Origin of the sequence: Terriglobus sp. 2YAB30_2 (genome assembly GCF_052114765.1) — a bacterium.
GTDB lineage: Bacteria > Acidobacteriota > Terriglobia > Terriglobales > Acidobacteriaceae > Terriglobus.
Genome location: NZ_JBFRFJ010000013.1, coordinates 155,698 through 166,810, shown reverse-complemented (window position 1 = coordinate 166,810; position 11,113 = coordinate 155,698). Strand labels below are relative to the sequence as shown.

Below are 11,113 nucleotides of genomic sequence, written 5' to 3'. Positions count from 1 at the left end.
TCTTCGACCATGCACCGTCAATCGGGCATGATAGTGATAGTCCATCCGTTCCTCCGGAAACTTCTATTTGCTCGTCACAAACAGAATCTCCAGATACAAACGGATGGACAACAACCTCTTGAAACATCACAGGTGCCCCATCCATCGCATCGCGATGGGTGGGATGTTCGCGGTAGAGAAGCAGATTTCTCCGCTATCGCTACGAAATGACAAAAAACACTCGTTTGGATTGAAAGATAGTGGCTACTCTCCCACTCATCGCGATATCACCCCCAACGAACAAGTTCGTCGGGGTCCCCGACTTGCGATGAATGGGGCACCCGGGTGTATGGGCTCCCGATCTCGCGATAAAATTAATGTTTATGCTTCGTTTCTCCACAGCAGGTGAAAGTCACGGCGAGAGTCTCGTCGCGCTGGTCAGTGGTATGCCCGCCGGGGTGCCGGTCGATCTGGAGTATGTCAACCGCGAGCTCTGGCGGCGTCAGCAGGGATACGGCCGCGGCGGCCGTATGCGTATTGAGCGCGATACGGCGCATGTGCTTTCGGGCGTTCGCCACGGTCACACCATCGGCTCGCCGATCGCGATGACGCTGGAGAACCGGGACTGGAAGAACTGGACCGAGATTCTGCCGGTTGAGCCGGGCGATCCTGCGAAGCACAAGGCTGTGGCGTCTCCGCGCCCTGGACACGCCGATCTTGCCGGATCGCTGAAGTACGACTTCCACGATGCCCGCTATGTGCTGGAGCGTGCCTCCGCCCGCGAGTCTGCGGCGCGCGTTGCTGCCGGAGCGCTGGCGAAGCTGCTGCTGAAAGAGCTTGGCATTGAAGTCGCCAGCCACGTTATTCGTGTCGGTAAGGCTGAGCTGCAACGCCCCGTGACCTGGGATGAGATCAAGGCTCTACACGGCAAGGACGAGATCCTGCTGAACTGCGCCGACCCCGAGAGCGAGAAGGCCATGAAGGCCGAGGTTGATGGCATTCTGCGCACCGGCGATACCATCGGTGGAGTCTTTGAGGTGGTCGCTCATGGTGTTCCTCCGGGTGTGGGAACGCACGTGAACTGGGACGAGCGTCTGGATGGCCTGCTGGCGCAGGCGGTGATGAGCCTGCAGGCGGTGAAAGCTGTGGAGATCGGCCGTGGTGTCACGGCGGCGGAGTCGAAAGGATCAGAGGTTCATGACGCCATCTCCTATGGAGAAGCAGATGGGCCGTTTACGCGCTTCGAGCGCGACCATAACAATGCAGGCGGTCTTGAGGGTGGTATCTCCAACGGCGAGGATGTGATCGTTCGCGGTTATCTGAAGCCGATCTCGACCCTACGTCGGCCGCTCGGATCGGTGAACTTTGAGACCCGTGAACCGGTGAAGGCGGCGTATGAGCGCTCCGACGTATGTGTGGTGCCGGCGGCGGGTGTGGCAGCCGAGGCCATGGTGGCGCTGACACTTGCTCGGCTGGTGCTGGAGAAGTTTGGCGGCGATTCTTTGAAGGAACTGAAGCGCAACTTCGAAGGCTACTGCGTGCAGATTCGTAACTTCTAGCGCAACGACAAAAGCGGGTCCTTCGCTTGTACTCAGGATGACAACAATAAAAGGTCCTTCGCGATGCTCAGGATGACAGTAAGAATATAAGACGATGATTTATCCCATTATTAAGTATCCCGACCCTGTGTTGATGAAGCCCGCCAAGGATGTCACTGTCTTCGACAAGGAGCTGAAGCAGTTGGTCGCGGACATGTTCGAGTCCATGTATGAGGCGCAGGGCATTGGTCTAGCGGCGCCGCAGATCAATATCGCGAAGCGTCTCTGCATCATCGATCTCTCGTTCAAAAAGAATCCGGCGGAGAAGATCGTGCTGATCAATCCCGAGATCATCGAGAAAGACGGCAAGCAGTATGAGGAAGAGGGTTGCCTCAGCCTGCCGGAGATTCGCGAGAAGGTCAACCGCGCCTTCCAGGTGAAGGTTCGCGCGCAGGATGCCGACGGCAAGTGGTTTGAGATCGAGGGCACAGAGCTGCTGTCGCGTGCCTTCCAGCACGAGATCGATCACCTGAACGGCATCCTGTTCATCGAACATCTCAGCCGTTTGAAGCGCGACCTGGTGGTGCGTCGCATTCGCAAGATGCAGAAGAACGGGGAGTGGTAGACCGGTGCGCCTGGTCTTCTGCGGTACGCCGCAGTTCGCCGTCCCCACGCTGCAGGCGTTGATCGCCGCTGGGCATGAGATCGCCCTGGTGGTGACGCAGCCGGACCGTCCTGTCGGACGCACGCAGGAGATCGTTGCTCCTCCGGTGAAGCAGTTGGCGCTTTCGCATGGGCTGCGTGTCCTGCAGCCGGAAAAGATCAAGACCAACGCGGAGTTCCGCGCGGAGCTGGAGACGATCGCTCCCGAGGTGATCGTGGTGGTGGCCTATGGCCGCATCATCCCGAAGTGGATGCTCGATCTGCCGCGCTACGGCAACATCAACGGACATGCGTCGCTATTGCCGAAGTATCGCGGAGCCGCGCCGATCCAATGGGCGATCGCCAACGGTGAAACGATCACCGGTGTGACCACCATGCTTCTCGACGAAGGACTCGACACTGGAGAAATGCTGTTGAAGCATGAGATCCCGATCGCGCCGGAGCAGACCTCGGTGGATCTGTTTCCGATTCTGGCCGAGGTGGGCGCGAAGTTGATGGTGGAGACGCTCGCGGGATTGCAGGCTGGAACTATCACACCACACCAGCAGGATGAATCGCAGGCGACGTTGGCTCCGATTCTGACGCGCGAAGATGGGCGTATTCAGTTTGCCCAGACGGCGCAGTGGAATGTGAATCGCTGGCGCGGCTTTCAGCCGTGGCCGGGGTGCTTCACCCTGTTCCGCGGCAAGAAGCTGACGGTGCATCGCATGCATGCGGTTACTGGTGTTGGAGAGCCGGGAGCGGTGCGCGTCGATGGCGGCAATCTGCTGGCAGCTTGCACCGATGGCACCATGTTGGTGCTGGACGAAGTGCAGCTCGAAGGCAAGAAGCGCATGCCTGCTGCCGATTTCCTGCACGGCTATCAGGTGAAGGCTGGCGAGGTGCTGGGGTGAGCGATCGGCGATTGCTGCTGATCGATACCTGCGGCCTTGGCGGGTCGGTTGCTCTATCGTCTGCAGCAGGCATACAGCAGGTGGAGCTTGCGCCTCGGATGGCGGCCTCGCATGGCATGCGCGCGGTACGGGAACTACTGGATGAGGCAGGATCTTCGCTGGCGGATCTGGATGCTATTGCCGTGATGCACGGGCCGGGATCGTTTACCGGCGTGCGTGTCGGAGTTGCAATGGCGAAGGGCTTGTCCGAGGCGGCGGGCATTGGGCTGATTCCGCTGTCGCGATTGGATGTGCTCCGCGCGATGAGTCCGGAGGCGATGTTTGCGGCACTGGATGCGGGGCGGGGTGAGTTTTACCTGGGCAGCGCGACGGAACAGGAACTGGTAACGCTGCAGGAGATGCTGAGCCGTGTTCCTGCGAAGGCGACGGTGGTGGTCTGCGAAGAACGCGTTGCCGATTCTCTGGATGCGCTGACGGTTGTTCGTGTTCCCGAACCAACTGCAAAAGATGGCCTGGGGCTGGCTCTCGCGGCACTGGATGCAGGGAGAGCAGTGACCGCGGAAGCTGTGGATGCCCTGTATCTGCGACGCCCGGATGCCGAGCGGGCCTTGGAACGGGGCTAAGGGGCTAAGGATTGGTACGAACTGGGTGCCCCATCCATCGCATCGCGATGGGTGGGATGTTCGAGCGGAAGCTCGAATTGTTCTGCTTAAGGGGACGGCTTTCAGCCGTCCCGTATTGAGCCCCACAGAGAACGCGGTTTTAACCGCTGAGGTCATCGCGCGACGCGCGACGGATCGAGCTCCGCTCGATAATCACCCCAGCGAACGAGTTCGCCGGGGACCCCGATACTCCCACATCTGCTTCGCAGATATGGGGCACCCCGGTGTATGGGTTAGCGATAATTCCTGTATGGCAACTGTGATTCGACGGGCGGAGGAGCGGGATGTGGCTGCATTGCAACGGTTGCAGGCTGCGACGCCTGGAATGCCCGAGTGGACTCCGGTTCACTGGCTGGGACTGCTATCCGGCGACGCCATTGTCGTGATCGCCGAGGACGACGCGGATGTCGCCGGGTATGCCGTGGCATCGCTGCTGCGGATTCCCGGTGAGGTGGTCGCCGAGCTGGACGCGATTGTGGTGGCGTCTGCCCATCGCCGGAACGGCCTCGGGAATGGGCTTCTGCGGTATCTGCTGGCCGAGGCCCAGGCTGCCGGAGCAATCCGCCTGATGCTGGAGGTCCGGACTGGCAACGGGGCGGCGCGGGCGCTCTATCAGGGGCTTGGTTTCCAGGAGGAGGGGCTGCGGCGGCGGTACTATCGCGACCCGGTGGAAGATGCCGTGTTGATGTCCCTTCAGTTTCCACAAGAGCTAGTTGCCGCGGAAAAAGGACAGGAGTAGAGTCCTTGGCATCAGTTTGAACGGAGGTCTTCATGCTTCCTGCGCACACCGAGGCGTCGTTTCGTCATGAGCAGTTCACCCGGCTACAGATGGAACACGCGCAATACTCTGAACGTCTTGACCATCTCCTCCTGAATCCGCTGCTTTCGCCGGCTGACCAATGGGAAGAGATTCGCCTGAAAAAGATGAAGTTGAAGTTGAAGGATGCCATGGAGCATCTCCGGACGGACTAGGTTCTTTCCGGAGCTGCGGAGCATCGTCTTGGTTTTGAGCCGGCAGTAAGGGCCGGGTTGTAAGGCCTCGGGCTCTTGGTGTGTCTCCCCATATACCGGGTGCCCCATGTCCGGGGTCCCCGGCGAACTTGTTCGTTGGGGTGGTGTCCCTCGGGGACATGGGACGTTCGAGCGGAGCTCGAATTCTTTTGTTTGTTCGGACGAATGAAATCGGTAGAGAAGCAAGTTTCTCCGCTTTCCTCCGGTCGCTCCGAAATGACAAACAAAAAAGTCATACCGGGGTAGGAGGTCGTGGCCTCCTTGCCCACCCTAGCGTTGCGAGGGTGGGGCACCCCGGGTTAGGAGATTGAGTAAAAGGCGGTCGCGCATAGCGCGATGCCCATGTCCCCGAGGGACATGGGGCACCCGATGTACAGGTTGGGAAAGACCCCGGATAACGACCTTTTCTTCCTGCGGCTCTATAATCGGAAGAACTTTATGGTGCGTGACGGTTTTCTGTATGCGCTCGGCCTGGGTGTCGTTGCGGTTCTTCTCTCGTTGACCGGGTGGCCCTGGCTGGCAGTGATTCCGGTTCTGCTGGCGGTGTTCTTTCTCTGGTTCTTCCGCGACCCCTCGCGTACGATCCCGCAGGGCAGGGGAGTCATTGTCTCTCCGGCGGACGGCAAGGTGACCGAGGCCGAATGGATTGAGACAGGTGCCGGTTCGCGCCTGCGCATCAGTGTCTTCCTCAGCGTCTTCGATGTGCACGTGAACCGTTCGCCCATTGAAGGTACGGTGACGCAGGTCGACCATCGGACGGGCCTGTTCAAGAACGCGCTCTCGCCGGACTCGTCTCTGGTGAATGAGCAGACGCTGGTCAGCGTTGACGGCCCCAACTACCAGATCAGCTTCAAGCTGATCGCCGGTCTGTTGGCGCGCCGCATTGTCTGCAATCTGAAGGTTGGCGACAAGGTTGAGCGCGGACAGCGCATCGGCCTCATCAAGTTCGGATCGCGTGTCGACGTTCTGTTGCCCTCGGATGCGGTGCTGAAGGTCAAGAAGGGATCGCGGGTGAAGGGCGGATCGACCATTCTGGCGGAGATGCCCGTTGCTTCGGAGGCTTGATGGATGAGCTGATCGAGCGCCGCCCTATGCAGCCGCGGCGCGCCATGTATGTTCTTCCGTCGTTGTTCACCGCGGGCAATATCGCCGTGGGGTACTACGCCGTGATGTCGAGCCTTCAGGCGGTATCGACCGGAGACGCTAGGTACTTCGACCGCGCGGCGATCGCCATTGCCTTCGCCATGCCCTTCGACGCTCTGGATGGCCGCATCGCCCGCATGACCAACACGGCCAGCGAGTTCGGCAAAGAGCTGGACAGCCTGGCGGACGTCATCACCTTCGGCGTGGCGCCCAGCATCCTGGCTTACCTGTGGGGATTCCGCATGCTGCCCATGGTGGGCCACCTGGTCTTCCGGCAGAAGGTCATGGACCTGGGGCTGTTCATCTGCTTTTTATTCCTCATCTGCGGAGCCAGCCGCCTGGCGCGGTTTAACATCACCAAGGACCCGAAGCCGCAGAATCCGGGACGGCCAGACCGGAAGTACTTTGTCGGTATGCCCATTCCTGCCGCGGCTGGTGTTGTGGCTTCTGTAGTGCATTGCTTTGATGGCCAGCCGATCGACAATATCTGGATCGCGCTGGTGTGGTTGTCGTTCGTTGCGTTTGTCGGGTTCCTGATGGTGAGCCGCTGGCGCTTCTGGAGCGGCAAAGAGATTAACCTCAGCCGGGGCCATCCGTTCCGGCTTCTGATTCTGCTGACGCTGGCCGTGGTGCCGCTTTTCCTGTGGTCGGGGATTACATTGATCACGCTGGCGCTCAGCTATACCGTGTACGGTCTGTTCTCGCGCGTGAGCTATGGATGGATGCGACGCCGCCGTACACAGACCGCATCGTAGCGGCAACAGGAAGGAAATCAAGATGGAAGAACGCGTGTATCACGTCGGCGTGGCTGGCGCATCGAGTCTGGCAGGCAAGGATCTGCATGAAGAGTTGGGGCAAAGCGTGCTGGCTGCCGCCGATGTGCGTCTGCTGGACCATGAAGAGCTGGCCGGAACGCTGGAGGCCACGGAAGACGAGATGAGCTTCATTCAGAAGATCGACGCCGACGCCTTCGACGGCCTGGACCTCGTCTTCTTCGTCGGCACCGCCGCGCAGACCGCCGATAGCTGGGGCTTCGCCAAGAAGGCAGGCGTGGGCATTGTGGATCTGAGCTATGCCATGGAAGACCAGCCGGAGACGGTCGTACTGGGTCCGTGGGTGGAGCAGGTGCTGGCCGCCAAGGGCCCGGGCGCAGCGCTCAGCCTCAGCACGGTCGCGGTGATCGCCGCGCATCCGGCGGCGCTGATGCTGTCGCTTATCGCGGCACGTGCAGGGAAGAGCCTTCCGCTGAAGAGCCTGGCCGCGGTGGTCTATGAGCCGGCATCGCAGATGGGCAAGGAGGCGATGGACGAGCTGCATCAGCAGACGCTGAACCTGCTCTCGTTCCAGTCGCTGCCCAAGGAACAGTACGACGCACAGGCAGCCTTCAATCTGCTGCCTGAGTTCGGTGACGCTGCCCTGCAGCGGCTGTCAGTCACCGATGGCCGTATTCAAAAGCACTTTGCGCGGCTGGCCGCGGGACGCCTGCCGGAGCCGGCGCTGCAGATTGTGCATGCCCCGGTCTTCCATGGCTATGTCGTCAGCGTGCTGCTTGAGTTTGCGCAGCCCATAGAGTTGGTTCTGCTGGAGCGCGCGCTCGAAGGCGAGCACGTCGAGGTGCTGTTGGGCGACGCCGAGCCGCCAAGCAATGTCAGCGCCGCGGGACGGAAAGAGATCCTGGTGCGCCTCCCCGAGGATTCCGGTGCGCCGGTCTCGCGCGTGTGGCTGTGGCTGGCTGCGGACAACCTGAAGCTGGCCGCACAGAACGCGATTGCCTGCGCCGTCGAGCTGGAAAAGCTGCGTCCCCAAGGGAAGGTGCAGTAGCCGATGCTGCGGTCGTTTCATGTGGAGGGCGGCAAGCTGCATATAGACGAGGGCGATTCGCTCTCCCTGCTGCAGCAGGCCGCGTGGATCGACCTGCTGGCGCCCACTCCGGAAGAAGACCACGCCGTGGAACGTGCGATGGAGCTCTCTGTTCCCACCAGGGAAGAGATGTCCGAGGTGGAGAGCAGCAGCAACCTCTACCGCGAGGATGGCGCCTCGTACATCACGGTCCGGCTGGTCAGCCGTCCGCGCGACCAGCAGCCCAAGCTGGCGGCCGTAACCATGATCGTGACGCCCAGGCAGTTTGTCACGCTACGCTATGCCGATCCCACAGCCTTCAAGCTCTTCTGCGCGCGTGTGGATAAGACGCCGAAGGTCATCGAGCACCCGCACGATGCCGTGCTGACCTTTCTGGAGACCGTAGTCGACCGTGTGGCCGACATCCTGGAAGAGATCGGCAACGGCCTGGATGTTCTGGCCGGCGAGCTCTTCGCGCAGGACGCGACGTCAACCAAGGTGGCGGTGGAGAAAGACCTGGCTGCCATGCTGCGGCAGATCGGCCGCAGCGGCGACCTGGCAGGCCGTGCCCGCGAGAGCCTGCTGAGCCTGACGCGTGCGGCCGGCTTCCTCTCCGGAGAGGAGAACGGCGAGACACCGCACCAGGACCGTAACGAAGCTCTGCACCGTAACGAAGCCCTGCGCCTGAAGACACTGCAGCGGGATATCAAGTCTCTGCTGGAGCATGATGCGTATCTGCTGTCGCAGATCCAGTTCCTGCTGGACTCCAACCTGGGCATGATCAGCATTCAGCAGAATGCGATTATCAAGATCCTGTCGGTAGCGGCCGTCATCTTCCTGCCGCCTACGCTGGTGGGCTCGCTGTATGGGATGAACTTCGAGCACATGCCAGAGCTGAAGTGGCACCTGGGCTATCCGATGGCCATCGTGATGATGGTTTTATCGGCGGTGTTGCCCTACTGGTACTTCCGGCGGCGTGGCTGGTTGTAGGGAATTTTCCCTGTAATGCTCTAGAATAGAAATCGAGCCGGGATGGCGGAACTGGCAGACGCAGCGGACTCAAAATCCGCCGACCCTTGCGGTCGTGGGGGTTCGACCCCCCCTCCCGGCACCAAAATACTCACTTGTAAATCTAGGAATAAAGCTTTGATTGTTGCCCAATCGGCGTTCTCGCAAGCGGAAACGATCAGGGAGCTCTGAGAGAACGTCGCTGGCTACCAGCGTTGCTCAACTGTTCTTTGGCAACCGCCGAGCCCAACTATTCCCTCACTTTCGGGTACAGACACTAGTTTGGCTAATCTAAGTTCGATTTCGCTCGTTACCCGATGGTCAGAGTAGCCTTATCCCACGTTGCACCTTTCATAGAGGCTGGAACTTCGATCTCTCTAGTCACAAGGACAGGGCGAAAGCGGTTTGGTGGCTGCTTCAGACGATACTGTAGACCCTTCTGGAAATCCGCCGGCTTTTGGTCAATCAAACTCTGGATCACCGCGCCATATGGTGAAAGGTTAAGCATCTTCGGCCCGCGACCAGCGCTGGCCTCTGACTCGAGAAACGTGCGAAATGCCGTGGCATCGAGCTTGACCATGCTGGCGAGATCCATGAGATTCTCAGCCAAGCGACGTACATCTTTGGGTAGATCGCTGGTGTCCCAGAGGGCTGTGACGATCTCGATAAAGGCCCTGAGGGTCGTTGTAAATGAGTCCGATTTCGAGAGCACCGACGACTTCGCTAAGTTCGTCGCTTCCTGAATGGAAAGTTCCGCGTGCTCCAGCATTGCCTTGATCTGAAACGCAATGCGCATCGTGCTCCAGTTCACGTCGTCCGTTTTGTACGTGAGGTCGTGGGTAGCGATCGACCAAGCGTGCTGGAGGAAGGTCTTGATTTGGAGTTCGAAGAGTGCTCCGTGAAAGCCTGTTGGAGGTACAGACGGATCGTCTCTCCAGAGCAAATAGAGACGTAGATCGTCAAAGGAGAATGTGTCCGGCCTCTTGTGGGTTTCAGAATCCCTCTCAGGGCGCCTATAAGCAAGATCGAACAGAGATAGAATGAGTTCTTCAGCCTCAGCGACTTCCGAACCGTTACGTACAACAATCGTCGCGGCGAAGAAGTCCTCCAGATTAAACGGATCCTTAACTCTTCCAGATTCGACTTTCAGTGTGAAGCTCTCTTCGCCCTTAACTCGACTTTCGTAGTGCCAGCCCGAGCGCTTGTGAGTGCGCAGGAAGTCGTCCACCTGCTTCTGCAGCGTACGGTACCGAGTGAGCTGATCTGCGTAGGCTTCTCTGAGAGAGGCAGGGATCTTCATCGTGTTTAGATGAGGGCTTGCGCTAGATGTTTCTGTCGTTCTTGCCGGGGCTTGAGGTCAGTGCTGGCTCCGCGGCTGTTTTCGTAATAAAGAGCATGCGACGGATATTGAGAAGCAAGAGACGGGAAACTGCCAGCCGGAGCATCTTTCTCGGCAGAGAAAGACTCCACGATCTTCATGAAATCTGTATATTTCTGCGCCGTTACCGCAGCATTGGACGAATTGGGAAAGACGGCAGGGTTGAGCGCGATAACGCCCCATAGGGTATAAAAATTCGCCAAAGTGCGGGCGTAACGCGTAACGACGTTTCCCGCCTTTTCCATTTCGAGGAGATACTCTTTAGTTCGTAGTAGATTGGTGCGGAAGTGGGCTTCGTCGAAATTCTCGACTTCGTCAATGTCATCGTATCGTCCATAAAAGACATCGATGGCGTCTTGATCGAATCCCACTGGAGCGCCATTGATGAGTACGATCAGAAGCTCCGATATGAATTGGGTATCAGCCATACGTTTCGCGCGGGATGTCGTCACAATCCCCAGCTTCTTCCAGCTGTCATTCTCTTCTTCTGCTTCAGCTAGTGTGATAAACCAACCCTCAAATTTTGCGTGACGGAGTTCCTGATCAGTCAATCGGCGCGAATTCCGGTTGAGCCGGTCAAAGACTTCATTGACGATGTTGCCTTCGACTATGTCGACCATCTCTACAGGAATCTGATAGTTCCAGAGGCGCTTTTTCAATTCAATTTCGCCTTCTAGCTGCTTCCAGTTTTTGCCATTGAGACGTACGTCACCGAAGTCTTTAGAAATTCGGAGCTTGTTGTTCACGAAAAGCAAAATGGTCTCTAGGCGCTGTTTGCCATCGACGACGTGATATGTAGAGCCGCCGTCAGCTGCAATGGTTTTGTGAAGAAAAATCGCCGGACTTGGATAGTCGCGGAAGATGGTGTCCAAAAAGAACTGACGGTCTTTGCTCGTCCAGACACTCTTTCGCTGATACGGAGGGTCAAGGTCGAGCTGATTATTCCGGTTCAAGTCGAGCAACCAAGTAATGTCCTGCGTTGTCGGACGCCTGTTCATA

Annotated in this window: 12 protein-coding genes and 1 tRNA gene; 11 read left to right on the top strand and 2 right to left on the bottom strand. The window is 58.8% G+C overall.

The features are described 5' to 3' along the window. Positions 1-362: 362 nt before the first annotated feature. The 11 genes from aroC to AB4Y89_RS18465 all read left to right on the top strand — a co-directional run bounded on the left by aroC (position 363) and on the right by AB4Y89_RS18465 (position 8,842). On the top strand, positions 363-1,538 hold the full coding sequence (aroC, locus tag AB4Y89_RS18515; protein WP_442302420.1) for a chorismate synthase: 1,176 nt from the start codon (positions 363-365) through the stop codon (positions 1,536-1,538). Positions 1,539-1,632: 94 nt separating this feature from the next. After that, positions 1,633-2,142 carry a peptide deformylase gene (gene def / locus AB4Y89_RS18510; protein ID WP_442302419.1) on the top strand — a complete coding sequence of 170 codons (510 nt, stop codon included), beginning with the start codon at positions 1,633-1,635 and terminating at the stop codon, positions 2,140-2,142. A gap of 4 nt (positions 2,143-2,146) precedes the next feature. Next, positions 2,147-3,073, top strand: coding sequence for a methionyl-tRNA formyltransferase (gene fmt, locus AB4Y89_RS18505; RefSeq protein WP_442302418.1), 927 nt, complete (start codon positions 2,147-2,149; stop codon positions 3,071-3,073). Next, positions 3,070-3,696 (top strand): tRNA (adenosine(37)-N6)-threonylcarbamoyltransferase complex dimerization subunit type 1 TsaB, encoded by a 627-nt coding sequence (gene tsaB / locus AB4Y89_RS18500; protein ID WP_442302417.1) that lies wholly within the window; start codon positions 3,070-3,072, stop codon positions 3,694-3,696. The genes fmt and tsaB overlap by 4 nt, the downstream gene beginning before the upstream one ends. 289 nt (positions 3,697-3,985) lie before the next feature. Continuing rightward, positions 3,986-4,474, top strand: a complete 489-nt coding sequence (locus AB4Y89_RS18495; protein ID WP_442302416.1) for a GNAT family N-acetyltransferase — start codon at positions 3,986-3,988, stop codon at positions 4,472-4,474. A 32-nt stretch (positions 4,475-4,506) separates the two neighbouring features. Beyond that, the gene (locus tag AB4Y89_RS18490; RefSeq protein ID WP_442302415.1) at positions 4,507-4,707 is read left to right on the top strand and encodes a DUF465 domain-containing protein; all 201 of its coding nucleotides are present in this window, start codon (positions 4,507-4,509) and stop codon (positions 4,705-4,707) included. A gap of 477 nt (positions 4,708-5,184) precedes the next feature. Next, a complete protein-coding gene (locus AB4Y89_RS18485; protein WP_442302423.1) occupies positions 5,185-5,811 on the top strand; it encodes a phosphatidylserine decarboxylase in 627 nt (208 codons plus the stop codon). Then, on the top strand, positions 5,811-6,644 hold the full coding sequence (gene pssA / locus AB4Y89_RS18480) for a CDP-diacylglycerol--serine O-phosphatidyltransferase (protein ID WP_442302414.1): 834 nt from the start codon (positions 5,811-5,813) through the stop codon (positions 6,642-6,644). The genes AB4Y89_RS18485 and pssA overlap by 1 nt, the downstream gene beginning before the upstream one ends. A gap of 22 nt (positions 6,645-6,666) precedes the next feature. Then, positions 6,667-7,710 (top strand): Asd/ArgC dimerization domain-containing protein, encoded by a 1,044-nt coding sequence (locus AB4Y89_RS18475; RefSeq protein WP_442302413.1) that lies wholly within the window; start codon positions 6,667-6,669, stop codon positions 7,708-7,710. 3 nt (positions 7,711-7,713) lie between these two features. Further along, positions 7,714-8,718, top strand: coding sequence for a magnesium transporter CorA family protein (locus AB4Y89_RS18470; RefSeq protein WP_442302412.1), 1,005 nt, complete (start codon positions 7,714-7,716; stop codon positions 8,716-8,718). Between the two features lie 36 nt (positions 8,719-8,754). Then, positions 8,755-8,842 (top strand) — tRNA-Leu (locus AB4Y89_RS18465). Positions 8,843-9,046: 204 nt separating this feature from the next. On the opposite strand, the gene AB4Y89_RS18460 is transcribed toward AB4Y89_RS18465, so the two are convergent. Then, positions 9,047-9,964: a hypothetical protein gene (locus AB4Y89_RS18460; protein ID WP_442302411.1), complete on the bottom strand. Its 918-nt coding sequence runs from the start codon at positions 9,962-9,964 to the stop codon at positions 9,047-9,049. Between the two features lie 77 nt (positions 9,965-10,041). After that, positions 10,042-11,112 (bottom strand): DUF262 domain-containing protein, encoded by a 1,071-nt coding sequence (locus AB4Y89_RS18455; protein WP_442302410.1) that lies wholly within the window; start codon positions 11,110-11,112, stop codon positions 10,042-10,044. Position 11,113: the final 1 nt, after the last annotated feature.